This window comes from Pontibacter sp. LHS2 (assembly GCF_058932845.1).
This window is the reverse complement of sequence record NZ_JBZYWG010000006.1, coordinates 26447-49973: the sequence shown is the minus strand read 5'-3', so window position 1 is coordinate 49973 and position 23527 is coordinate 26447. Positions and strand designations below refer to the sequence as shown.

Below are 23527 nucleotides of genomic sequence, written 5' to 3'. Positions count from 1 at the left end.
CAATGAACCCAATCCTGAGAAACGTTTTAGCAGTTGTGGCTGGTGTCGTAGTTGGCAGCGCGGTCAACATGGGCATCATTATGCTGAGTGGCGCCGTTATTCCGCCGCCTCCCGGAGTTGACACAACCACTACCGAAGGCTTAACGGCTGGTATGCACTTGTTTGAGCCGAAACATTTTGTGATGCCCTTTCTGGCACACGCCCTGGGTACATTAGTCGGCGCTTGGGTGACAGCTATAGTTGCAGCTACTCATAAGATGAAATTTGCACTAGGTATAGGCGTATTCTTTTTGGCCGGAGGTATAGCCAGCGTGATGCTGCTGCCTTCGCCAATGTGGTTCGCCGTGGTAGACCTGACCATAGCCTACCTGCCAATGGCATACCTCGGAGGTAGGCTTGCAACGAGAAAGCGCAGGGCAGCAGTTGGCAGACCCGCTTGGTAAGTATATAGCAACAAAAAAACCGGCTTAAAGGCCGGTTTTTTTATATCCCTGGGTAATCCGCTCGGATTAGCCTTTGATTACTTCAGTTTCCTGCACAAGGTCAGTTGCCGGGGCGTTCTGCTCAGACACCTCAACGCTGGCAAAGTTGTAGGCTGGGCAGTAAGTCTTGCAAGAAGTCATACCCAGTGCCAGGATGAATGCGCCGAATGCTGCTAATTTCTTCATGGTAAAATATTTAAATAAACGATGGTAATCCAAAAATACAATTTTTACTATAAATGCAAAACAGTATACGGAAATTTAACGCTCGCAGCTTTAAATTTCGTATCCCAAAATGTTAAGCATAGACTCATAGGTCTGTTCTGGCGCAAATTGCCAGCTTTTCAGCTTCCCGTCTTCATCCTTGTCCACCAAAATATGCTGTGGCGAAGGGATCAGGCAGTGCTTGATGCCACCATACCCGCTTAGCTGCTCCTGGTAAGCACCCGTATGGAAGAAGCCAATATAAAGTGGCTCCTGCTTCGGGGCTTTCGGTAGAAACACCTGGAACGAGTGCATCTCAGAGTTATAGTAATCCTGACTGTCGCATGTCATACCACCAAGTTGTATTTTGCGGTACTCCTTATCCCAATGGTTGACGGCCAGTAGCGGCCAGCGCTGGTTAAGTGCCCATGCGTCAGGCAGGTTAGTTATGAACGAACCATCAATCATGTACCATAGTTCCTTGTCGTTCTGGAGTTTCTCGTCCAGAATAGAGTAGATGTTGGCAGCGCTTTCACCTACTGTGAAAATTCCGAACTCTGTGAAGATGTTTGGTTCCGGCACACCTTCTTCCTTACAGATACGCTTGATGGTGCGCAGAATCTCCTCCGTCATGTACTGGTAGTTGTAATCCGCCTGGATAGAAGTTTTGATCGGGAATCCGCCACCGATATCGATGGTATCCAGTTCCGGACATACCTTCTTCAGTTCGCAGTACTTGTGCACAAAGCGGCTCAACTCTGACCAGTAGTAAGAAGTGTCTTTTATACCTGTGTTGATGAAGTAGTGCAGCATTTTGAGTTCGAAGCGATCGTCCGGCTTGATCTGCTGCTCATACAGGTCAATTACGTCGTTGTAGCGCACACCTAGGCGGGAGGTATAGAACTGGAACTTCGGCTCTTCGTCCGAAGCTAGGCGCATACCAACCTTCGTTTTCACGTTTACATGCTCCTTGTAGTATTCAATCTCACCAATATGGTCGAGTATGGGCATACAGTTCACAAAACCATCGTTGATGAATTCTGTGATCCACTGGCGGTAGCGCTCACGCTTAAAGCCGTTACAAACGATGTAAGTGTTCTTATTGATTTTGCCTTTTTTGTGCAGCGCCTTCACGATTTGCATATCGTACCCGGAGGAGGTTTCGATGTGAATATCGTTTTTGAGGGCCTCTTCCATCACGAAAGAGAAGTGCGAAGCTTTGGTACAGTAGCAATAGGTATAAGTGCCCTGGTAGTCGAGCTTCTGGATAGCGTCATTAAACAGACGTTTCGCCTTCTGAATCTGCGAACTAATCTTGGGCAGGTATGTTAATTTTAAAGGAGTGCCATACTGTTTGATAAGGTCCATCAGGGGAATACCATTGAAGTACAACTCGTTGTTCTCCACGGTAAATTCGTCTGTCGGAAAGTCAAAAGTTTGGTGAATCAGGTCGGTGTATTTATCCATTCTGGTGCTTATGGGCTTAAGAAAACATGCAATATTGTTCGTTATTTACCATCTTTGCAAAAACTTTGTTTAAATTATAAGAAACGTTCAGTTATTTATTTCTATCACGCTCTTTAAAGCGGGAAAATAAATAAAGCGAGCCGACGGTTCCTGCATATTTGCAATTCAGTTGGCACCGTTCATTTCCTCGCCTGCATTTGATGAGTGAGCTATCAGGCTGGCGTTGGCTGCTGGCATTTGTTTATGGCGCACCATTAGTGATGCAGGAGAGATTAAACTGAACAAAAAAACCGACTAGTAGTACCTATGAAAAAGATAAAACTGATAGAAGTACGATCAGAACTAGGCGCAGGTACTCGCGGTGCGAGTATGGGCGTCGATGCGCTGCGGGTAGCCTGTTGGGACAAAGGCTGCGATTATTTCAAGCGATTCAACTCTGTTAGCGTACCCGACCTCAACTACACCCTGTTCGACAAGGACCTGTTTCCGAACGCCCACCGCATCGACAGTATCCTGACTGTACAAAAAAATATTGCCAATGCCGTAGAGCAAACCCTGCAACTGGACATGTTTCCGTTGGTGCTCTCAGGCGATCACTCCAACGCCCATGGTACTATAGCAGGTATAAAAGCCGCTTACCCGGACAAAACACTGGGAGTGATCTGGGTAGACGCACACGCTGATATCCACTCGCCGTATACCTCGCCTTCAGGCAACGTGCACGGCATGCCGCTGGCCATGGCTCTGAACATCGACAACCTCGATCGTCAGATCAACGATCCTGCACCAGAGACCGTTTTCTTTTGGAACTCCCTCAAGAAATTAGGCTTCGATGGCCCGAAACTCAAGCCAGAGCACCTGGTATATATTGTGGTGCGCGACACTGAAGAGCCGGAAGACTACCTGATGGAGAAGCACGGCATCAAGAACTTTACTTATGCGGAGCTCAGTCAGAAAGGCCCTGAGCAGGTAGCGGCCGAAGCGTTGGATCGTTTGAAAGAATGCGACATCATCTATGTGTCGTTTGACGTGGACAGCCTCGACTCGAAGTTCTCCAAAGGCACCGGTACACCTGTAGAAGTGGGCCTGACGGTAGAGGAGGCGAAATTGCTGAACTACCACCTGTTACAGGACCCACGGATTGTATGCTACGAGATGACCGAGATCAACCCGACGCTCGACACTGAGAACACCATGGCCGAGAACGCCTTCGATATACTGGAGACCGCCACCGACGCCATTTTACACCGAGAATTTAATAAAACAGCTATACATTAATCTACTTAATGCAACTTCAAAACGCCATCAGCCAGAGCATCAGCCAAGCATTGGAGGCTTTGTTCGGCCTTACTGTTGACGCTTCTGCCATCAGCCTGCAGCCTACCCGCAAGGAGTTTGCCGGCAGCTTCACGTTCGTAACTTTCCCTTACACCAAGCAGGCCGGCAAAGGCCCTGAGCAGATTGGGGAGGCGCTGGGTGCTTACCTCAAAGAGCATGCTGCCGAGGTGAAGAACTACAACGTGGTGAAAGGCTTCCTGAACCTCGAAATAGAGGAGGAGGTATGGGTACGTTTGTTCCGTGAGCTGATGACTAACCCTACTCACGGGCAGGCAGCAGATTCCGGTAAGAAAGTGATGGTGGAGTACTCTTCGCCGAACACCAATAAGCCGCTGCACCTGGGTCACCTGCGCAATAACTTCCTGGGCTATTCTGTATCAGAGATCATGAAGGCCAATGGGCACGACGTGATGAAGGCGAACCTGGTGAATGACCGTGGCATCCACATCTGTAAGTCGATGCTGGCGTACCAGATGTTTGGTAACGGCGAAACACCACAGAGCAGCGGCATCAAGGGTGACCACCTGGCGGGTAAGTACTATGTGCTCTTCGACAAGGCTTACAAAGAGCAGATCGACGAGCTGGTAGCGCAAGGTATGGACAAAGAGGAGGCTAAGAAAAAAGCTCCTTTGATCTTGGAGGCCCAAACCATGCTGCAGAAATGGGAGCAGGGCGACGAAGAAGTGGTGTCGCTCTGGAAAACCATGAACGGCTGGGTATACGAAGGCTTTGATGCCACCTACCGCAACATCGGGGTTGATTTCGATAAATTCTATTACGAGTCCGAGACCTATACCTTGGGCAAGGAGCGTGTAGAGGAAGGCCTGCAGAAAGGCGTGTTCTTCAAGAAACCGGATGGCTCTGTTTGGGTTGATCTGACTGATGAAGGCCTTGATGAGAAGCTGTTGCTTCGTTCAGACGGAACATCGGTATACATTACCCAGGACATGGGTACGGCTGAGCTCAAGCACAATGACTTCCCGTACGACCAGTCCATCTATGTGGTGGCCGACGAACAGAACTACCACTTCCAGGTATTGAAGGCGGTGCTCAAGAAATTAGGCAAGCCGTATGCGGAAGGCATCTATCACCTGTCTTACGGTATGGTGGACCTGCCTTCTGGCAAGATGAAATCGAGAGAAGGTACTGTGGTGGACGCCGACGAACTGGTGCAGGAGATGATCGACACGGCCCGTCAGCAAACCGAGGAACTGGGCAAGATCGAAGGCTTTACGCCGGAAGAGGCCCAGAAATTATACCACACTTTGGCGATGGGTGCTTTGAAATACTTCCTGCTGAAAGTGGATCCGAAGAAGCGAATGCTCTTCAATCCGCAGGAGTCGATTGACTTCCGTGGCAACACCGGTCCATTTGTGCAGTATACCCACGCCCGTATCTCGGCAATTCTTCGCAAAGCTGGGGAGATGGGTATCGCCGTGGACGCCGCTTCGTTTGGTGATTTCAAAAACCTGCATGAAGCCGAGCAGGATGTAATTACGCTATTGGTTGGTTATCCGGAAGTGGTACAGGAAGCCGGAAAGCTATACGCACCGTCTGTGATTGCAAACTATGCCTACGAACTGGCTAAGGCCTACAACCGGTTCTATCAGGAGATCTCGATCTTCAACGAAACCGACGAGCAGGCCCGCAGTTTCCGCATCGCCCTGTCAGCCATGGTAGCCCGCTTCGTGCGCGAAAGCATGAGCCTGCTAGGTATAGCCGTGCCGGAAAGGATGTAGGGGAGAGGTATAACCTGCAGAAGTAGGTCATCCTCAGCCCCCAAGGGGGACTTTCGTAGAGCGATTCATCAATTATACAAACAAAAGCAGTTCAAACTAGTTACAAGCAGGATACATAAACACCTTATAAAACAGAACATGAAGCGCACTGCACAACTTTTGACCGTAGGGCTTGTATTAGGTCTGACAACAGCCTGCTCCGGCGGGTCAAACACGACTAATACAACAACCAATACAACTGAAACAATGACTACAGAAACAAACCAGACTGCACAGGCAACCAGCTTTCACGCATTTAAGGTGAGTAGCCTCGAAGGGAAGGAAATTGACTTTTCGCAGTTCAAAGGCAAAAAAGTGCTGGTGGTGAATACCGCTTCGGAGTGCGGCTATACCCCACAGTATGCTGACTTACAGAAACTGCACGAAACGCATGGCGATAAGGTGGTGGTGTTGGGTTTCCCGGCAAACAACTTCGGCGGACAGGAGCCGGGCTCAGAAGAGCAGATCGCTGAGTTTTGCCAGAAAAATTACGGTGTTACCTTCCAAATGATGGAGAAGGTTTCCGTGAAAGGCGACGATCAGCACCCGCTGTACCAATGGCTTAAAAAGAACAGCCCGAACAACGAGGAGCCAGGCTGGAACTTCAGCAAATACCTGATCGACGAGAACGGTAATGTAGTGGCCTTCTACCCGTCCAAAGTGAAGCCGATGGGAGAGGAGATCCTGACGGCAATTCAAAAATAATAGCAGGCAGGTATAGCGCTCAGGTATACCTGTTAATTTTTTGCATAACACATTGAATACAACACAACACATCCCGCAGAATCCAGGTCTTGTCAAGGCCTGGATTTCCGCTTTTAGGCCGCGTACCCTGCCATTGGCTTTTTCCTGCATCGGCATGGGCGGTTTTATGGCGGCCGCATACGGCAGCTTCAATGCGACTGTCGTAGGCCTTTGCGTGCTGACAACGCTCTTCCTGCAGATACTCTCCAACCTGGCCAACGACTACGGCGACTCCATACACGGCGCTGACAGTGAGCACCGGGAAGGACCGAAGCGTGCTGTGCAAGCCGGGCATATCAAAGCAGAGCACATGAAAAAAGGGATGGCGGTGTTCAGCCTGCTGTCGCTGGTGTCGGGGCTGCTGCTGTTGTGGGTGAGCTTCGGTACGGAGGGGCTATACCTGTTCCTGATCTTTCTGGGACTAGGGCTGGCTTCAATCTGGGCGGCTATCAATTATACGGCTGGCTCCAAGCCCTATGGCTATGCCGGCCTGGGCGATATCTTCGTATTTGTGTTCTTCGGCCTGGTTGGCGTGCTGGGCACTTACTTTCTGCAGGCACAGTCGCTGCCAGCATCGGTGATACTGCCGGCCATGGTCTGCGGCTTCTTCTCGACGGCCGTGCTCAACGTGAATAACATTCGCGATATTAAGTCAGATGTGCTGGCGGGCAAGCGCTCTATACCTGTGCGTCTCGGGCCTGTGCGGGCACGTATCTATCATGCCTTTTTGTTGGCAGGAGGCGTGCTAAGTGCACTGACTTATGTGCTGCTCAATTTCTACAGCGCCTGGCAGTTCCTGTTCTTACTGGCTATACCATTGGTGATGCTTAACGGCGTGAAGGTGTGGCAGAAGCAGACCTCCGCCGAACTTGACCCTTATTTAAAGCAGATGGCCATTACGACCATGCTGTTTGTCTTGCTATTCGGTATAGGCCAGGTGCTAGGTTAGCAGGCGCTAGAGCAGGTCACTGCTTTGGATGATCTTGCCGCCCTTAGCCAGCAAATCGGCCCGGGCGGCTTCGTAGCCTTCCTGACTGATGGGTCGGGTGGCATCTTCTATCAGAAATTTCTCAAAGCCTTCTGAGAGGGCGTCTTTGGCGGAGTAGTACACGCAATAATCGGCGGCTAAGCCAGCTAGGTATAGCTGCGTGACACCTTTGCCCCGCAGGTAGTCAGCCAAGCCAGTTGACTTCAGGCGACCATTATCGTAAAAGCCGCTGTAGCTGTCGATCTCAGGGTTGGTACCCTTTCTGAAAATGGCCTCTATCTTTTTTGATTCAAGTGCCGGCGCCAGATCTGCGCCAGGTGTGTCCTGCAAACAGTGGTCGGGCCACAGCACTTGCGGCAATCCCAACAGTTCGGTCATCTCAAAAGGGGCTTTGCCTTCGTGATTGGATGCAAAACTCTTATGATCGGTTGGGTGCCAGTCCTGCGTTGCTACCACTAAATCAAAGTGCTCCTGCAATTGGTTTACAACCGGAATGATCAGGTCACCCTCAGGCACAGCCAGTGCGCCACCCGGCAGAAAATCGTTTTGTATATCGATCAGAAGAAGTGCTTTCATCATGTATTTTTCAGGTACGGCAAGGTATAGGTATAAGCCGAATTTTGCAAAGCTTCATGTATACCTATACCTGTGTTTTCAAAAGCGCTTAATCTGGTAGCTCATGTGATCACATGCGCCCCGGCTTTGAGATAAGCCAAGAATAACGGCTAAAGATTTATAACCCGTCGGTCAGGTTTGCCAAGGGCGGCTGATGCTCTTCTCCATAAATTTCAAAGTAGACCGTATCGCCAATTGACTCCACCACATTTGCCTGCTTGATCACATCCTGATAAGTTTTGTAACAGCTGAGTGCCTTTTTCATAATCTCGATGTCCTCAGGTCGCAACTTTACTTCGCAATCAATCAGGCTCGGGTCGCTGTGCTTCATTACAAACTTGCCTTGCTGCAGCGGTTGTTCTGTTTTGTTTGGAAGAGTCAGAAAAGCCAACCGTTTCAGGTAGTCAGCGTCTCCCTCTTTCATTTCCAGGTATAGCCGCTTGATAACAGCGTGCATCACCAGGTGGTCATGAAAACCGCTCACGCCATGTACTGGGTAAGACACGATCAGTTCCGGCTTGATCTGTCGGATATGTGCCTTTACTACTTTCTCAATCTCACGGGGATCCATCTCGGCCAGACCATTGTCGGGCAGGTCGAGCACGGTCATACCTGATAACCCGAGCGTCCGTTCCACAGCCAGCATTTCCTTATACCTGACGTCGCCCATTTCCTCTATGCTCAGATCTAACTCGTGCCGCACTTTGGTAGCACCGCCCCGAGTTAGGGTAAGCAGGTATACCTGATGCCCATGTTCGAGCTGCTGCCACATGACAGGAGCGGGGCCAAAGGATTCATCATCGGGATGTGGAAAGACGTAGAGAATGCGCATGGTGTAGGCTGGTTTAAGTGTTTGGATGTGTACTTAAACGGAGGAATGCGCAGGAACGATTTACAAGATCCGGGCAATGATGGTACTATGGATTGCAGTGATTTAAATCGTAACTATTAGGCTTATTAAACTTAAAGCTGCCTTTTTCGATCTTGAGGGATTCTTGAGGATTTGCCTCGTTGTACAAGGTCCCTTCAAAACTTCCTTTTGTAGCCTTTAGTGTGACGTAGCCAGGTAATGGTAAGATTTCGTCTACTTTTACTTGAAAGGAATTCTGAGTGCTCACATACCTGGTGGAAGTGCCGTCAGAGTGCGTGATAAGATAAAAAGCGTAAGAGTCGAAAATATCTCGGTAAGTACCTGTGGTGTGGTAAATACCCTTTTGATTCACCCCTGTAATTTGGAATTCGAATAGGTCATCTGCTTGCGCGGTGCTTTTGCCAGAGTTGCTGTGGGCTGATATTGTGAAAGCAGTTGAAGTAATATCGTCACGGGTTAAAAATGACCAGGCACCTACAAACCTGCTCTTACACTTATCGCCGTCCAATACTGTCGGCTTCCAGTTTTTGCCGTCGAGCTGCAGAACAAGCTCATTCATAACAGTCGGCTCTTTCGGACCAGGGGCCTTTTTATCACAACTCGTTGCTAAAAACAGTAGCAGGTATAGGAGTGTAAATATTCTTATTTTTCGAATAGCCGGAGTCTGCATCTGTTTTAATTAGCTTGTGTGACACACCAACTTATTTACTTGGGCATGCCGCTTATGTTGTTTCTTGAGGCAACTGGTTTGCCCGAGTTGTTTTGAGGATGAAAGGGGCTAAGCGATTGACTTAAACATTACTTCTAAATCATCCTACATACTTTGTGCTTACTAGTTGAGTTTTGGAGTGATGAGTGGAAGAATGATTTTGACTGCCGGTTTTTTTAGAAGCGGTAGCCAATTCTCAAACGCAGGTCTAGCACGGCTTCTTTTGTGTTTTCAGAATAGCCAGCCCCCTTGGCAAAGACATGTCTATACCCTAATCCAACTCCTGTTTCGTAGTTGAAATGCCTGCCAATGTTTCTTCTTATCCCCCAGGAAGGTATGATAGATACCTGGTTCAGGACATTGATATCCTCGTAGTTTGACAGCACAAACCAATCAGGCATGTAGGTGGTTCTTAGGGAAATGAAATTGCCATTGTTGCCGGAGATGTCTTTTGATTTAAGAATTCTCTTGTTCAGGTTATAATAGAGCTTAGGCTCAACAATCAGTGTTGGCGCAAATATAACCCATGTATCCTTGTGAAGGCTGCCTCCCATAATGCCGGTGTCAAAGCCAATTTCACTTCTCAAAGCCAACTTGTTAGATAGTCTGGCTTCATTGTGGGCCCAAATTCCAAGGAAACCCACCTGGATACCTGATGTGGACCTTTCCACACTGGCGTCTTGTGCTTTTGCTATAAAAGTCAGACTTAAAAGGGCGAGGGTAAATACGAGTGTTTTCATATAGGATTGTTATTTGTCTTGATGTAAAAGTGTGGCCAGGTTTTTACTTGCTTATTCCAGAAGGAAGTTGAGGTACATACAGTTTTGTTTGCACCTAGGGTTATTAGGTGAGACCAGGAGCCACCTCATCGTGCGGCTCCCGGAGCTGGCCTAACAAAGTCTAATTGGCACCGCCTCCGCCTTGCTGTTCTCCAGCCTTGACGTCGTCGTTTTTGATGCCACGTTTCTTTCGGGCGATGTCCCCTTTTAACTTACCGAAGCGGTAGTTGAAGCCCAGGCTATAGCGACGCATCACAAAGAAATTCTCCTGATTTTGAGTGAAGCGTGGGTCGTTGATCTCGTTCAGGAAGCGGCGGTTTCTCTGGAACGGACTGTTCACCGAGAAGCTGATCGTTGCCTTGTTGTCTTTGAGGAATTGCTTGTTCACGGAGAGGCTGTTCCAGATGTACCCGGCAGAGCGGCCCTGCAGCATAATGCGGGACGAGTAGTAGCCGATGTTACCACTGGCGCGCCAGCCTTTCTCAAACCGGTAGCTCGAGTATCCAAACACATTATAAGTGAAGCCCTCGTTATTCTGAGGTGCGCCGTCAATCACGCTGGTCAACTTTACATAGTTGGTCGTCGAGTTCAGGTTGATGCTGAGCTTCTTGAACAGTGTGGTGTTGCCGCTCAATGAGAAACCGTAAGTCTGGTTGCGGCCTATGTTGCCGTACGTAGTGCGGGCGACCGTATCAGTTCCCAGCGTAGTGTAGCTCTGGATAGAGTTGTTGGTGAAATTGTGGAAAATGCTGGCGTTAACGGATGTCCCTTTCACGAAGGTATTATAGGCCAGGTTAAACACATTGTTCGTGGCCGCATCCAGTTTTGGGTTACCGAAGCTGATGTTACGCGGGTCAATCTGGTTCACGTAAGGGTTGAGGTAGTAAAGACTAGGACGTTCGATGCGCTGGGTATAGGACAGACGCATGGTACTCGACCCCTTTAGTTTGCGGGATAGCGTGACGTTCGGAATCAGGTTGAAATAGTCCGGAGTAGCCACTGTACCTGATGACTTGAAGTTTGCATCGAGCTTTGTTTCTTCCAGACGTGCGCCTGTTTTTAAACCCCAATCACCTTTCTTCAGGCTGAGGGAGGTATAGGCCGCATAGATATCCTGTCGATAGTCAAAGCTGTTGCTCAGGTTCGGATCAATTATGTAGTTGCCTGTTTCTGGGTCACGGTTGCTGTAGAAGTAATCGCTGCTGTTTAGTCGGAAGATTGTTTTTACGCCAAATTCGAGCGAATGCTTTTTGATCGGCTGCACATAATCAGCCTGCATGGTGTGCTCCACAGAGCTACCGTCGTTATCAGTTTGGCTTATCTGACCATTGAAGTTGAGCACGGGGTCCAGGATAAAGTCTGAGCCACTGCCATTGGCACTATTACTAAGTCGGTAGGACAGTGTGAAGAGCTGATCTTTACTCTTCTTGAAAGTGCGCTGGTAGTCTGCGCCAATGTCACTGCCTTTCCATGTGAAGTCGCCGTTATTGAGGCGGGTATAGGCCTGTGTCAGGGCACCGGCAGCGTTGTACAGGTCGACGCGCTGGGTCAGGACGTTGTTGCCTGTGTTCATGTTCATGCTAAAGTTAGCCGTGAACAGGTTGAGCGTATCCATTTCGTAGCTGAACTCACCGCTGGCATACTGGTAGGTATTGTCATTGCGGCTTTCGCCAATCTGCTCGAGTACGGTTTGTCGTATTTTATCTTCTCTGTACAGGTTGTTGCTATTGGTAGGGCTGAAATAAGAGCCTGTTCCAAAATATCCGGAAAAGCCAGCCTTGCCTGTCTTAGCGGTCAGGTAGCCGCCAAAGTTTGTTCCCTTGGGGCTGGAAACCTGCGCATTCACTGAGCCATTGTAGCCACCTATGTTCTTCTTATGTGTGATGATGTTGATAATGCCGCCCACGCCTTCGGCTTCGTATTTGGATGGTGGGTTGGTGATCACTTCAATGCTTTTGATCGTGCTGGCCGGCATGCTTCTGAACACGTCCTTCGGGCTGCGCACAAAAAGCGAAGAGGTCTTGCCGTTCACCAGTACCCGGTAGTTGCTGTTGCCGTTCAGTTTGATGTTGTCTTCCGCGTCCAGGCTCAGCAACGGAACCTTGCGCAGCATGTCCAGCGCTGTCATGGTCTGGCTCTCCGGATCAGCATCCACGTTATAGGTCAGCTTGTCGATGTCCTGCTCCACCAGCAGCTTCTCCGTCACGATCTGCACTTCCTTCAGCTGCTTGGCTGACGAAACCAGCTGAAGCTTACCCAGATCAATGGTGGTACCTGTAAAAGCAGGAAGCGGAATAATCTGGGGTTTGTAACCTACATAGGAGAGGACCAGCTGGTACTGCTTCAGTTCAAGGCCTGTCAGCTCAAAGGAACCGTTGTCTTTCGTGAAAGTACTTTTAATGGCCTGGGTTTTCCCTGCTTCCTGCACCACGACTGTCACATAACCCAGCGTAGCTTGTGTCGCTGAATCAGCTACTATACCTTTGATGGTGCCAGTTGGCGTTGGCGATTGGGCAAAAGCCGTGCATGACAGGCACCAGAGCAGTGCCAGCAGTAAAGTTTGTTTCATATTGAAATAGAATGTGTAGATGACACGTTGAGCACCAATAGGCCGTAACAGCCCTGCCTCTTCACTTCACTTTGGCCTGAGTCAAAAATAAATGCCGTGCAGAGTAATGTGTAACGATGAGAAAGGTATCAAATAATATATATTAATCTGTAAATATTATACAAAACTCCGTTTTCTGTAGATGAAAATATGTGCATACACCTACAAGGTGTACAGAGAGATAAGAATGCGGAAGTAGTTCGCTGATGAGGTATAGCTTTTGTTAAAAAGAAAGGGCCACCCCGGTAGGAGTGGCCCTTTCTTTTTAGATATCACTGTATTGCTAGTTATTATCCTGCGGAACAGTCGGGTTGTTGCTCTGTGGGTTTGAGTTGCCCGGCTTATTTCTGTTGCGGTTCCGGTTGCGATTCTTGTTACGGTTTGGCTTCTGTTCGCCTTCCTGCCCTTCAGTTCTGGGAGCGCCTTCCGCTCTTGGTTGAGGGTTGGCTGCTTTTATTGGCCGATTATTTCCTTCGTTGCGTGGGGCTGACCCTTCTGGCTTTGGCCCTCTGGAACGCTGGCGATCTCTGCCTTCACCTGAACGTTGGCCGCCACCCTGTTTGCTACCTCCTGGTCTTCCACCGCTTTTGCCACCACGGCCACGGCCCATGTCACGGCGGCTTGGGTCAAATACGGGAGCTGCACCAAACCCTTCCGGAAGCGGCAGCTTCGGCAGATCACGCTCTATCAGCTGCTCTACTTTACGTACCCGGTACATGTCATTCTCGTTTACGAACGTAATGGCCATACCGGTAGAGGCAGCGCGAGCGGTACGGCCCACACGGTGCACATAATCTTCAGCATCCTGTGGCATGTCAAAATTCACCACATGGCTCAGGCTGTCAATGTCTATACCTCTGGAGAGGATGTCGGTGGCTACCAGAATCTTGTACTTGCGGTTCTTGAATCCCTGTAGCGCCTTCTCACGCTCCTCCTGGGTCAGGTCCGACATGATACCTTCAGCCTCGAAGCCCATCTTGCGCAGTGAGCGCACGATCTGGTTCACATTCGACTTGCGTGAGGTGAAGATGATCATGTTTTGAACTTCCAACTCCCGGATTAGATGCTCCAGCAAAGGAAGCTTCTGGTTGTCATATGTCAGGTATAGGCGCTGATCTATCCCTTCAGCAGGCTTTGAGATGGCCAGGTTGATCTCAGCAGGTTGTTGCAGAATCTGCTGCGACAGGTCGCGTATCTTCTTCGGCATGGTGGCTGAGAAGAGGAGCGTCTGACGCTGCGCAGGCAAAGCACGCACGATCTTCAGGATGTCATCCATAAAGCCCATGTCCAGCATCTTATCAGCTTCATCCAGCACGAGGTACTTTAACTGGTCCAGCTTTACATAGCCCAGGGCCATATGCGACATAAGTCGGCCTGGCGTCGCTATGATAATATCGGCACCACCCGTGAGGGCGCGCTTCTGCTGGTCCCACTCATCGCCTTTGCTGCCGCCATAGATGGCAATAGAACTTACCGGGGCAAAATAGCCGAGGCCTTCTACTTGTTCATCTATCTGTTTGGCCAGCTCCCGGGTAGGAACCAGTATAAGGGTGCTGGTGAAATCATAGTTGGCATGCGAAATGCGATCGATCAGCGGTAACAGGTAAGCGGCAGTTTTGCCGGTACCTGTCTGAGCGCAGGCGATTATGTCTTTCTGCTCCAGTATGAGCGGAATTGCTTGCTGCTGTACCGGAGTTGGGGTATTGTATCCCATCGACTCAATTCCGGTGATCACGTCTTCGTGAAGGTTAAAAGAACGAAAATCCAAAGTTATCTCTATAAAATTATTTTTCTGCGTTTACGGCCTTTAAACCGCTTTTATTGTGGTAAAGATACGTTTTTTTTACCTTATCTGAGAAAAATTTAAAAGGTGATGTTATTTATATTGAAAATTATATTAATATTGCATCATCGAAAAGCGAATAATAGAACAATACGTTTAAAAAGTTGAAACGACATTCAAAAAGTTCTAAGCATTAGAAAATCGATATATAGAAAGAATGTTTTAGATTTCACTGGAATTACAGATTATAAAATTAGCTTATAGTACTTAAACAATATTGATTTTTAATTACATAGATTTTTTTATATTAACGCCGAAACATTTGAATAAGGGAGGCGTAAACAAGCCCAGAGTGATATAAACAATCATCTTAAAACATATAAAAGACCGATTTATTTAAAATTAAAATGAAAAAAGCTATACAAGAATCTCCGAACTTCTATCTTCTATTGGGTGTTAACCTTATCAACGCTATCTTCTTTTTGATTTAGCAGCCCTTCTGATCGGAAGTTAATTATTTACATAGCAAAAATATACAGGCAGCTCTTCTTCGGAAGGGCTGCTTTTTTTATGCCCTTTTTGATAGCTTTGTCTGGAAGCTAATCTCTAACTTCAAATCTGAATCTCTATACCCGGCAGTATGAACGAGGCTGTATTTAAAGATATGCTGGTACTGGAACTAGCCAGTGTACTGGCAGGCCCAAGCGTAGGGCAGTTCTTTGCCGAACTAGGCGCTACGGTGGTAAAGCTGGAAAACGCTGCGACTGGCGGTGATGTAACCCGTACCTGGAAGCTGGCCGGTGAAAAAGGGGAACAGGATGTGTCGGGATACTTTTCGGCAGCGAATTGGGGAAAACTGTCTGTAGGGCTTGATATAACGCAGCCACATGCGCTGGAAACCGTGCATGGTCTTGCCGCCAAAGCTGACGTAGTGATTGCCAGCTATAAGCCCGGTGATGCAGAAAAGCTGCAGGTAGACTACCATACCCTGGCTCAACTTAATTCAAAGCTAATCTATGGACATATCACAGGCTATGGTCTGGAGGATCAGCGGGCAGGCTACGATGCGGTAATTCAGGCAGAAAGCGGATTCATGTTTATGAATGGCACAGCAGACGGCCCTCCGACCAAGATGCCTGTAGCGCTTATGGACATATTGGCGGCTCATCAGCTCAAGCAAGGTATACTGACAGCGCTCCTGCTGCGTGAGCGGACAGGCAAAGGCAGGTATGTGCAGGTATCGCTATTCGACGCTGCTGTTTCAGCATTGGCAAATCAAGGGACCAATTATCTGGTAGCGGGCCACAGTCCGCAGCGCATGGGCTCAGAGCACCCCAACATTGTCCCCTACGGACGTGTGTTTACCTGCCAGGATGGCCTGCAACTGGTGCTCGCCATAGGCGACAACCGGCAGTTCAGACGACTTTGCCAAGCATTAGGAAAAGATTCTTTAGCTGATCATCCGGACTTTGCCACTAATGGAGCGAGGGTGCAACATCGGGAAGCTGTAAACCACGAGTTGGAACAGCTTATAGGGCAACAGGAGCGAGCCAGGCTGCTCCAAGCGCTGCATAAGCTGCATGTGCCAGCGGGCGCCGTCAACAGTATACCTGAGGTGTTTGAAGAGCCTCAGGCCAGGCGCATGTTGCTGTCCCAGCCAGATGGCCCAAGCGGTATTAAGCAAGTCGCTTTTATGGGAGAGGGTATGACAATGAACGAGGTGACCCCACCACCGGCTTTTGCGCAGCATCAGGAGCAGGTGCTAGGTATGGCGACTGACTCTAACAAAAATGTCTGATACCAGTTTTTCGGTTATTAGCCGATTCATGCAAAAGATGGTTGAATTTTATAAAAAGTAGCCAAATAACTATTTCTGAAAGATTAGAGTAAAAATTACAGCACCCGAAACGGATATAAGTATGAAAGATAGACTCGACGATATAATACAAGGCCTTCAGCAGAAGTCGGCCACCAAGCAGGCGATTTACCGCAATACGTACCAGACTTTCACACGCATGAAAGAGCTCTCCCAGGAAATTGTGGAGGAGCTGACTAACCGGATCACTACGCACAATGCCGATGTGGTGATTGAATACAAGTCAATAAGCGACCTGGAGTTTCAGATCAAGTTTTCGGGTGACTTACTCGTGTTCGTGATGCATTCTAATATCGTTACCTTCCCGGACGATTACGAGATCATGCGCAATGATTACATCGATGAAGACTTCCGTCGCCGTTTCTTTGGGCATATCATGGCTTATAACTTTATGGCCGACACGATCAAGTATAATCGGCTTGATGACCCGGGTTACCTGGTAGGCCGAATGCTTATCAACATCGAAAACCATTTTGTGATTGAAGGGGTGAAACAGATGGACCTGGCATATGATCGAATTTCCCGGAACGTCATCACAGACGATATGCTGCGCCTGATTGTAGAGAGCGCCATGGTGGCAGCTGTGAACAACGACCTGATGGGGCAGGATGTGTCAGATATAGAGCGCATCACTTACAAGCAGAAGCTTGAAAATTCTCAGTTGTCCAAACCACGCAAACTGGGCTTTATGATCAACCACGAACTAACGCACTAAGCGCAATAAAAAACTGAAAATCCCGTCTGCAGTAGGTATAGCTTGCCTGCCGCAGACGGGATTTTTAGTTTTTAGAGGGATGTTTCCATCACATCCTGTGCACGTAGTTTCTGTAGGGCTTCCTCTACTGCCGGCAGGCTCTCAAGCAATTGCTCAAAACTTTCGATGCAGAAGTACTGGCTCTGGAATGTCTCTTTGATGTACGCTGTGTTCAAGATGTGCTCAATGTCAAATTCAAATTTCACGCTTTCATCTGAAACAGACAGGTTGCTCTCGCCAACAGAGGAGAGGATGCCGGCCCCGTAGATTTGCGCCTTCTGGCCTGGCTTTCGGAACAAGCCGAATTCAATCGTGTACCAGTAGATGCGCGTCAGGCGGTCTATGATATCAGGTCGGTCGATATGGGTGAGGGCTAACTCGGAGAGCTTGGCCAAAAAATCGCAGTATACCGGTATAGTGAGCAGGGGCACATGTCCAAATACATCATGAAACATGTCGGGCTCCTCCAGGTAGTCAAGTTGATCCATGCGACGCACCCAGACAGTAGCCGGGAAACGCTTGCTGGCGATCAGTTGAAAGAACAGGGCGTCGTCGACGATGCCGGGCGCTGCGACCACTTCAAAACCGGTCAGCGGCTTGAGCTTTTGGTTGATCTCGTTGAAGTCAGGTATACGGTCACGGCTAAAACCGACTTTTTCAAGTCCTTCCATAAACTCAGGTATGGCTTTGCCTGGAAGGTTCTGCAGTTGGCGGTCAAACAGGATGGCCCATACCTGGTGGTTTTCTGGTGTGTAGCTGCTGTAGTTCTGTGTAAGGTTCATGGCTGTCATATGGCTCGATTTTAGATTTTGAATAGGTATAAAATGAAAAAAGCAGAGCTTTCGCTCTGCTTCAGTTTTATCAGTCAGGGTTGCCGGTTGGGCTTTTTCCTGGTTAGGTGCGGTAAGTGAGTCGCCTGATTGCCTGAGAGAGCGCAGTAGAGCAGCGGTAATAATAACCGTAGCAATAATAGGCGGCACGATAGCAATCAGCGGAAACGGCATGCAGCAGCACAGTGCCGAGTGGCAAAGGCAATGAAAGGGTCGCTATGGCTGCTGGTGTATGCATTTATCTTTTAGTGTTCGCAATAAGTACATTCTTGTGCTTAAACGCAAACTTTTCTGCAGGGTTTTTCAGGGGCTATGGCTGGAGATGCCGTTTTTACCTGATCTTATATAGAACTCGTATACCTGATTATAGGAGTTTATTTTCTATTAATTGCATTTGGTATGGGAGCATCCGAATCCTACAGGCGAGCTCTATTTCACATAAGAGGCAATAATTGGCTATGTCATCTACTGATTTGGGTTGTGGTAGTTGTTGCAGTATCCTGTGCCACTTCATCGACTGGAGAGGAGACAGAGAGAATACAGACTGAAAATGTCATCATAGTAGTGATTGATGGCATTCGGTATTCGGAGACCTGGGGAGCAGTGCCAGGTATTATTCCCAATATGTCTACCGACCTGTTCCGTAAAGGCACCTTCTGTAGCAATTTCAGGAACGAGGGCTATACCTATACTAACTCAGGTCATGCGGCTATCACGACTGGGGTAAACCAGCCGATTGATAACTATGGAGAAGAGCTTCCGGCTAACCCCTCTTTGTTTCAGCAGTGGCTCAAGCAGAAAGGCAGACCGGCCACCGCCGCCTGGATCATATCAAGTAAAGACAAGCTGGACATTCTGGGCAATACACTTCGGCCTGATTGGAAAGACCAGTTTACGCCTTCGCTTAACTGTGGCGTGAGCGGCCCTGGCAGTGGCTACCGGGCTGATTCTCTCACACTGGTCGAGGTGCTGGATGTACTGTCCACCCATAAGCCCAACCTGCTGCTGATCAATTTTATGGAACCGGATGGGTATGCCCACGCCGGAAACTGGGATTACTACCTGAGAGGTATCGCCCGGTCCGACCGCTATGTGAAGCAGCTCTGGGATTTTCTGGAAAAAGATGCGCACTACAAGGGCAAAACAACACTGCTGGTCACCACAGACCATGGCCGTCACCTGGATTCGGTAAAGAACGGTTGGATAGACCATGGCGATGATTGTGAGGGCTGCCAGCATATAAGCCTGCTGGCCTTAGGACCAGATTTTAGAAGAGATGCTATCGTTGAAACCAAGTATACCTTGGTTGATATTTCCACTACGGTGTCCCGGATGCTCGATTTTGAGATGGACTCAATTGTCGTGGTGCCGCGTGTGGATACCGTGGTCGTAAACCTTGCCATGGATACGACCCTGACAGCTGTCCGGAAAGACTCCATTCGGTTGGAGGTGAAAATGGATACCACTACGTTAAAAGGGAATGTGATGAAAGACCTGTTCTCCAGGAAAACACTGAGGCAAATGGGGCTCTAACTTCAATTTGTTAGACCTGTCGCAGCACAGGCAGTTAAGTTTAAAAGTATGTTACCAACTATTATACATTGGAATAATCGCCGCATGGCCGATCGCTTTGTATACCTGTTGGTTTTTCTTTTGCTGGGGTGGCAGCCAACGCGGGCACAGGAAAAATCGCTCTTCGAGGATGAGACAGTTCTTCAATTCAAGCTCGTTGCCGACTTTCAGAAGCTGCTAAAGGACCGTGGTGATGAGAGAAAGTATCATGCGGCTACGCTCTATTATAAAAATGCTGCAGGTGGGGAGGTCTCTTTGCCGCTGCGGGTGATGGTACGGGGTAACCGCCGCCGGGATGTCTCCGTTTGCCGCTTTCCGCCGCTGATGCTCAACCTGATCCGAAAGCAAATGCCCAAAGGCACCATCTTCGAAGGGGAGAACAAACTCAAGCTGGTGACGCACTGCGTCGGTGATGAATATGTGTTACGGGAGTACCTCGTGTACAAGGTATACAACATCCTGGCAGAGGAAAGTTTTAGGGTGCGCCTGTGTCAGGTAACCTATTCTGATAGTACCGGGAGGCGCAAAGAAGAGGTGCGTTACGCCTTTCTGATAGAAGATGATAAGAAAATGGCCAAACGCTCGGACATGAAACTTATACCTGGCAAAAGGCGCATAAGCATGGACCACGTTGATCCGAAGGCCATGGCCCGGCTGGCACTCTTTCAGTACATGATCGGTAACACAGACTGGTCTGTGCCCTATCGGCATAACATCGACCTACTGGCAACTGATTCAACCGCAGTACCTATACCTGTCCCTTTTGACTTTGACTACTCAGGTATAGTGGGCGCGCCTTATGCATCGCCTCCTCCGGAGCTGGGTATAAAGTCCGTTAAGCAGCGCCTCTACAGAGCTTATAGTTTCCCGGAAAGCGTGCATCGTGAAGTAGTGAACACCTTTAACGCTTACCGCACACCGATCTATGCGGTATACAGGCAATGTGAGCCATTAAGCAAGTCAGGCCTGAAGCAGTCACTCAATTACCTGGATGGCTTTTACAGTATTCTTAATAATTCCCGAAAGTTTGAGCGGGAGATTTTGAAGGTGGGGGAACGTAACGAAAAAGCTTATGTGACTGTGAAAGGCCTGAAATGAAATCGCCGAAACAAACAGGTTGCTTCGGCGATTCCAAAGTATAGCAGTGCTATCATTTACATAATTTCGGATAGTTCAAGCCAGCGCAGTTCCTTTTCTTCCAGTTGCTCGTTTAGCTGCTCCAATTCTTTAGCCCAGCTGTTAAGCTGCTCATGATCGGTGGTGGTGCCAGCGTTCATTTTCTCTATCAGTTGAGACTTCAGCGCCTCTAGTCGTGGCATTTCCTTCTCCAGTTCTTCAAATTCTTTTTTCTCCTGATAAGAAGGTTTGCGCTTGCCTTCAGGTACTTCTGTTTTCTTTTCTTCAACAGGAGCTACTTGCTTAGTCTCCGGCACCACTTTTTCCTGCTCTTTCAACCAGTCACGGTAATCGGTGTAGTTGCCCGGGAAGTTTCGGATTTGGCCCTCGCCCTCAAACACAAACAGGTGCTCTACCAAGCGGTCCATAAAGTAACGGTCGTGCGATACCATCAGCAAACAGCCACCGAAGTTTAGCAGAAAGTCCTCGAGTATATTGAGTGTGATGATGTCGAGGTCGTTGGTAGGCTCATCGAGGATCAGGAAGTTCGGGTTCTTGATCAGCACGCGCAGCAATTGCAGGCGCCGCTTCTCGCCACCGCTCAGCTTGCTTACGAAGGTATACTGCTGGGAAGGCGCAAACTGAAAGTGCTGCAGAAATTGGCTGGCCGTGATCACCTCGCCGTTGGCCATCTCTACCACCTCGGCAATATCTTTTGCAATGTCAATCACCCGTTGGTCTTCCCGGAAAGTAAGCTCGTCCTGGGTATAGTAACCAAACACAGTGGTCTGACCAGCGTCGATGGTGCCGCTGTCAGGCTGCAGTTTGCCTGTGAGCATATTCAGGAAAGTAGACTTGCCAGCGCCGTTCGGGCCTACGATACCTATGCGGTCTTTCTTCTTGAACACATAGGAGAAGTCGTCTACTATTTTCTTGTCGCCAAAAGACTTCGAGATGTGATCTACTTCGATGATCTTGCCGCCCTGGCGTGTGGTTTTTACGGAGAGCTCCAGCTGAGGAGCTGCTGTTTTTTTGGCGGCCTTCTCTTTCAGTTCCTCAAAGGCATCTACCCGGTACTTGGCTTTCGTGCCACGGGCCTTTGGCTGACGTCGGATCCAGTCCAGCTCTTTGCGCATCAGGTTGCGGGCCTTCTCAGTTTCTGCGGCCGCCATTTCTTCGCGTGATGCCTTTTTTTCGACAAAGTAGCTGTAGTTGCCTTTGTAAGTGAAGAGTTCGCCGTTGTCGAGCTCGGCTATTTCGTTCGCTACTTTGTCCAGGAAATAGCGGTCGTGCGTTACCATCAGTAGGGTAGTGTTCTGGGTCGATAGCAAACCTTCCAGCCACTCGATGGTATCCAGGTCCAGGTGGTTGGTTGGCTCGTCAAGGATCAGCATGCTTGGCTCTTCGATCAGCACACGGGCCATGGCTACACGCTTGCGTTGTCCACCTGAGAGGTGCTTTATCTGTTGCTCGAGGTTGTGTATACCTAGTTTGGAAAGGATCTGCTTTACCTTGATCTCAAAATCCCAAGCCTGCAGTTCGTCCATGCGCTCCATGAGGTGCTGCATTCTATCAGCGCTGGTGTCAGGGTGGGAGATAGCCACCTCATAGTCCCGTATAACATCGAGCACTTCACCCTGTCCGCCAAATATGGTCTGCTGTACTGTGAGTTCTTCGTCAAACTCTGGATTCTGGCCTAGGAAACCGATGCTTACTTCTTTGCGCACGCTCACACTTCCCTCGTCAGGAGGTAATTTGCCCGCCAGTACGTTCAACAAGGTGGTTTTGCCGGAGCCGTTTACACCGACCAACGCCACGCGCTGCCCTTGACTAATGCCGAAATTCAGGTTTTTGAAAAGCCAGCGTTCGCCAAAGCTTTTTGATATATTATCTGCAGATAGGTAATTCATAATGCAAATTTAGACATTTCTGCGCTATACAGTAGGCAAAATAAAACAGGCTGACTTTATAGAGCCAGCCTGTCAGGTTTTAGATGGACTGTGTCGCTTAACGCATTGTTTCCTCGTGTGCCATATCTGTTTTGTAAGCTCTGCTTGGTGTGCGGTGCGTCGTTAGTGAAGCTAGAATCGAAAATACACCAAAAATCAGGTGTGGTGTAAATACACGGTCAGCAAACCCAAAGAGCCAAGGCGAAAGTGCCAGGATGACACCGATACCAAAATCGAGCATAAGGTGTGTCTGCATCGGAATTTTCTTTACCAGCCCCATTTCAAAGTCTGTTAAGACGGTCTGCAGGAGCACCATCGCACCAATCACCACAGGTACCCATGTTTCAGCGCCACCAGCGGCGAAGTCAAATAGCCAAGGCGATGCAATAAGTAAAATACCATATACATAATCCAATATTCCGTGAAAACGGGTCGGGATAAAACGCATAATTTCCTCCTTTCTTGTTGTTATACAAGATATAATATACGTTGCAACACGAGGGGTGTTGAGTATATAGCAGGAAAATAGTGCAATTTACTGATCGGTCATGACCACTGTGCGAGCCACATAGTCGTGCAGCGCCTGCTTGCGGCGCGTGAATTGAATAAGCAGGAAACCAAGCAGCAGCGGCAAAGCAGAAAGGATCCGTGAAAAGTAGCGTACGTTCGCTTGCAGGAAGGAAATGCGCTTTCCACGCAGATCGGTCACTTTAAGCCCTAAGGTGAATTTACCGACTGTAGCTTGCTTAGGCGATGCCTCTAGTAAGGTATAGTATAGCCAGTGCAGCACAGGAAAATACAGGCTGTAGAAGAACAGCTGCATCACCGCCTCAAACTCCATCATGCTAATGCCTCCGTCAAACATCATCTGCTTCCAGGTGTTGAATTGCAAGGAATTCTCAGCCATGGAATAAAGAATGATCGAATACCAGAATACCAGTATGGTCATGTCGATAAGAAACGCCACAAAACGGCTGATAAAACTACCGTATAGAGGGGCGCGTTTTACTACTGGCGAAGCAGGTGTGATGATGAAAGCAGAGTTAGTTATAGCTGTAGACATA

Annotated in this window: 22 protein-coding genes; 9 read left to right on the top strand and 13 right to left on the bottom strand. The window is 48.8% G+C overall.

Annotated elements, in window-relative coordinates; genetic code table 11:
- Positions 1–2 precede the first annotated feature (2 nt).
- A complete protein-coding gene (locus tag AC5FX6_RS21160; protein WP_493598954.1) occupies positions 3–443 on the top strand; it encodes a hypothetical protein in 441 nt (146 codons plus the stop codon).
- A 66-nt stretch (positions 444–509) separates the two neighbouring features.
- On the opposite strand, the gene AC5FX6_RS21155 is transcribed toward AC5FX6_RS21160, so the two are convergent.
- Both AC5FX6_RS21155 and AC5FX6_RS21150 read right to left on the bottom strand, forming a co-directional pair.
- Positions 510–668 (bottom strand): hypothetical protein, encoded by a 159-nt coding sequence (locus tag AC5FX6_RS21155; protein ID WP_155800585.1) that lies wholly within the window; start codon positions 666–668, stop codon positions 510–512.
- 90 nt (positions 669–758) lie between these two features.
- Positions 759–2153: a type III PLP-dependent enzyme domain-containing protein gene (locus AC5FX6_RS21150; RefSeq protein ID WP_493598953.1), complete on the bottom strand. Its 1395-nt coding sequence runs from the start codon at positions 2151–2153 to the stop codon at positions 759–761.
- A 306-nt stretch (positions 2154–2459) separates the two neighbouring features.
- Between AC5FX6_RS21150 and rocF the strand changes: the two genes are divergently transcribed.
- From rocF to AC5FX6_RS21130, 4 genes are all read left to right on the top strand, one after another.
- Positions 2460–3431: an arginase gene (gene rocF, locus AC5FX6_RS21145; protein ID WP_493598952.1), complete on the top strand. Its 972-nt coding sequence runs from the start codon at positions 2460–2462 to the stop codon at positions 3429–3431.
- Positions 3432–3439: 8 nt separating this feature from the next.
- Complete coding sequence (gene argS, locus AC5FX6_RS21140; RefSeq protein ID WP_493598951.1) at positions 3440–5230, top strand: arginine--tRNA ligase; 1791 nt, start codon at positions 3440–3442, stop codon at positions 5228–5230.
- A 246-nt stretch (positions 5231–5476) separates the two neighbouring features.
- The gene (locus AC5FX6_RS21135; protein ID WP_493598950.1) at positions 5477–5974 is read left to right on the top strand and encodes a glutathione peroxidase; all 498 of its coding nucleotides are present in this window, start codon (positions 5477–5479) and stop codon (positions 5972–5974) included.
- A gap of 52 nt (positions 5975–6026) precedes the next feature.
- A complete protein-coding gene (locus AC5FX6_RS21130; RefSeq protein ID WP_493598949.1) occupies positions 6027–6962 on the top strand; it encodes a 1,4-dihydroxy-2-naphthoate polyprenyltransferase in 936 nt (311 codons plus the stop codon).
- Between the two features lie 6 nt (positions 6963–6968).
- Here the strand turns inward: AC5FX6_RS21130 and pncA are convergent, their stop codons facing one another.
- From pncA to AC5FX6_RS21100, 6 genes are all read right to left on the bottom strand, one after another.
- A complete protein-coding gene (gene pncA / locus AC5FX6_RS21125) occupies positions 6969–7577 on the bottom strand; it encodes a bifunctional nicotinamidase/pyrazinamidase (protein WP_493598980.1) in 609 nt (202 codons plus the stop codon).
- Positions 7578–7734: 157 nt separating this feature from the next.
- Entirely contained in the window at positions 7735–8448 is a 714-nt protein-coding gene (locus tag AC5FX6_RS21120; RefSeq protein ID WP_493598948.1) for a PIG-L deacetylase family protein, read from the bottom strand.
- A gap of 85 nt (positions 8449–8533) precedes the next feature.
- On the bottom strand, positions 8534–9046 hold the full coding sequence (locus AC5FX6_RS21115; RefSeq protein WP_493598947.1) for a DUF5025 domain-containing protein: 513 nt from the start codon (positions 9044–9046) through the stop codon (positions 8534–8536).
- Between the two features lie 326 nt (positions 9047–9372).
- A complete protein-coding gene (locus AC5FX6_RS21110; RefSeq protein ID WP_493598946.1) occupies positions 9373–9936 on the bottom strand; it encodes a hypothetical protein in 564 nt (187 codons plus the stop codon).
- Positions 9937–10096: 160 nt separating this feature from the next.
- Positions 10097–12544, bottom strand: a complete 2448-nt coding sequence (locus tag AC5FX6_RS21105) for a TonB-dependent receptor domain-containing protein (protein WP_493598945.1) — start codon at positions 12542–12544, stop codon at positions 10097–10099.
- A 322-nt stretch (positions 12545–12866) separates the two neighbouring features.
- Entirely contained in the window at positions 12867–14297 is a 1431-nt protein-coding gene (locus AC5FX6_RS21100; RefSeq protein ID WP_493598979.1) for a DEAD/DEAH box helicase, read from the bottom strand.
- Positions 14298–15006: 709 nt separating this feature from the next.
- On the opposite strand from AC5FX6_RS21100, the gene AC5FX6_RS21095 reads away from it, so the two are divergent.
- Both AC5FX6_RS21095 and AC5FX6_RS21090 read left to right on the top strand, forming a co-directional pair.
- Entirely contained in the window at positions 15007–16164 is a 1158-nt protein-coding gene (locus AC5FX6_RS21095) for a CaiB/BaiF CoA transferase family protein (RefSeq protein WP_493598944.1), read from the top strand.
- Positions 16165–16285: 121 nt separating this feature from the next.
- A complete protein-coding gene (locus tag AC5FX6_RS21090; RefSeq protein WP_493598943.1) occupies positions 16286–16957 on the top strand; it encodes a hypothetical protein in 672 nt (223 codons plus the stop codon).
- Positions 16958–17028: 71 nt separating this feature from the next.
- On the opposite strand, the gene AC5FX6_RS21085 is transcribed toward AC5FX6_RS21090, so the two are convergent.
- Entirely contained in the window at positions 17029–17787 is a 759-nt protein-coding gene (locus AC5FX6_RS21085) for a phenylalanine 4-monooxygenase (protein ID WP_493598942.1), read from the bottom strand.
- Positions 17788–17890: 103 nt separating this feature from the next.
- Complete coding sequence (locus AC5FX6_RS21080; RefSeq protein ID WP_493598941.1) at positions 17891–18064, bottom strand: hypothetical protein; 174 nt, start codon at positions 18062–18064, stop codon at positions 17891–17893.
- A 242-nt stretch (positions 18065–18306) separates the two neighbouring features.
- On the opposite strand from AC5FX6_RS21080, the gene AC5FX6_RS21075 reads away from it, so the two are divergent.
- Together AC5FX6_RS21075 and AC5FX6_RS21070 are read left to right on the top strand one after the other, a co-directional pair.
- Positions 18307–19359 carry a sulfatase-like hydrolase/transferase gene (locus tag AC5FX6_RS21075; RefSeq protein WP_493598940.1) on the top strand — a complete coding sequence of 351 codons (1053 nt, stop codon included), beginning with the start codon at positions 18307–18309 and terminating at the stop codon, positions 19357–19359.
- 48 nt (positions 19360–19407) lie between these two features.
- On the top strand, positions 19408–20496 hold the full coding sequence (locus tag AC5FX6_RS21070; protein ID WP_493598939.1) for a hypothetical protein: 1089 nt from the start codon (positions 19408–19410) through the stop codon (positions 20494–20496).
- A 56-nt stretch (positions 20497–20552) separates the two neighbouring features.
- Here AC5FX6_RS21070 and AC5FX6_RS21065 read toward each other — a convergent pair whose 3' ends face one another.
- The 3 genes from AC5FX6_RS21065 to AC5FX6_RS21055 form a co-directional block, all read right to left on the bottom strand.
- Positions 20553–22424 (bottom strand): ABC-F family ATP-binding cassette domain-containing protein, encoded by a 1872-nt coding sequence (locus AC5FX6_RS21065; RefSeq protein WP_493598938.1) that lies wholly within the window; start codon positions 22422–22424, stop codon positions 20553–20555.
- Between the two features lie 97 nt (positions 22425–22521).
- The gene (locus AC5FX6_RS21060) at positions 22522–22911 is read right to left on the bottom strand and encodes an SPW repeat domain-containing protein (RefSeq protein WP_493598937.1); all 390 of its coding nucleotides are present in this window, start codon (positions 22909–22911) and stop codon (positions 22522–22524) included.
- An 87-nt stretch (positions 22912–22998) separates the two neighbouring features.
- Positions 22999–23526: an RDD family protein gene (locus AC5FX6_RS21055; RefSeq protein WP_493598936.1), complete on the bottom strand. Its 528-nt coding sequence runs from the start codon at positions 23524–23526 to the stop codon at positions 22999–23001.
- Position 23527: the final 1 nt, after the last annotated feature.

Bases quoted from the DNA above. Each gene is read 5' to 3' on its own strand.
- AC5FX6_RS21160 (WP_493598954.1), top strand. From the start codon at position 3: ATGAACCCAATCCTGAGAAACGTTTTAGCAGTTGTGGCTGGTGTCGTA.
- AC5FX6_RS21155 (WP_155800585.1), bottom strand. From the start codon at position 668: ATGAAGAAATTAGCAGCATTCGGCGCATTCATCCTGGCACTGGGTATG.
- AC5FX6_RS21150 (WP_493598953.1), bottom strand. From the start codon at position 2,153: ATGGATAAATACACCGACCTGATTCACCAAACTTTTGACTTTCCGACA.
- rocF (WP_493598952.1), top strand. From the start codon at position 2,460: ATGAAAAAGATAAAACTGATAGAAGTACGATCAGAACTAGGCGCAGGT.
- argS (WP_493598951.1), top strand. From the start codon at position 3,440: ATGCAACTTCAAAACGCCATCAGCCAGAGCATCAGCCAAGCATTGGAG.
- AC5FX6_RS21135 (WP_493598950.1), top strand. From the start codon at position 5,477: ATGACTACAGAAACAAACCAGACTGCACAGGCAACCAGCTTTCACGCA.
- pncA (WP_493598980.1), bottom strand. From the start codon at position 7,577: ATGAAAGCACTTCTTCTGATCGATATACAAAACGATTTTCTGCCGGGT.
- AC5FX6_RS21120 (WP_493598948.1), bottom strand. From the start codon at position 8,448: ATGCGCATTCTCTACGTCTTTCCACATCCCGATGATGAATCCTTTGGC.
- AC5FX6_RS21115 (WP_493598947.1), bottom strand. From the start codon at position 9,046: ATGAATGAGCTTGTTCTGCAGCTCGACGGCAAAAACTGGAAGCCGACA.
- AC5FX6_RS21110 (WP_493598946.1), bottom strand. From the start codon at position 9,936: ATGAAAACACTCGTATTTACCCTCGCCCTTTTAAGTCTGACTTTTATA.
- AC5FX6_RS21105 (WP_493598945.1), bottom strand. From the start codon at position 12,544: ATGAAACAAACTTTACTGCTGGCACTGCTCTGGTGCCTGTCATGCACG.
- AC5FX6_RS21100 (WP_493598979.1), bottom strand. From the start codon at position 14,297: ATGGGATACAATACCCCAACTCCGGTACAGCAGCAAGCAATTCCGCTC.
- AC5FX6_RS21095 (WP_493598944.1), top strand. From the start codon at position 15,007: ATGAACGAGGCTGTATTTAAAGATATGCTGGTACTGGAACTAGCCAGT.
- AC5FX6_RS21090 (WP_493598943.1), top strand. From the start codon at position 16,286: ATGAAAGATAGACTCGACGATATAATACAAGGCCTTCAGCAGAAGTCG.
- AC5FX6_RS21085 (WP_493598942.1), bottom strand. From the start codon at position 17,787: ATGACAGCCATGAACCTTACACAGAACTACAGCAGCTACACACCAGAA.
- AC5FX6_RS21080 (WP_493598941.1), bottom strand. From the start codon at position 18,064: ATGCATACACCAGCAGCCATAGCGACCCTTTCATTGCCTTTGCCACTC.
- AC5FX6_RS21070 (WP_493598939.1), top strand. From the start codon at position 19,408: ATGTTACCAACTATTATACATTGGAATAATCGCCGCATGGCCGATCGC.
- AC5FX6_RS21065 (WP_493598938.1), bottom strand. From the start codon at position 22,424: ATGAATTACCTATCTGCAGATAATATATCAAAAAGCTTTGGCGAACGC.
- AC5FX6_RS21060 (WP_493598937.1), bottom strand. From the start codon at position 22,911: ATGCGTTTTATCCCGACCCGTTTTCACGGAATATTGGATTATGTATAT.
- AC5FX6_RS21055 (WP_493598936.1), bottom strand. From the start codon at position 23,526: ATGTCTACAGCTATAACTAACTCTGCTTTCATCATCACACCTGCTTCG.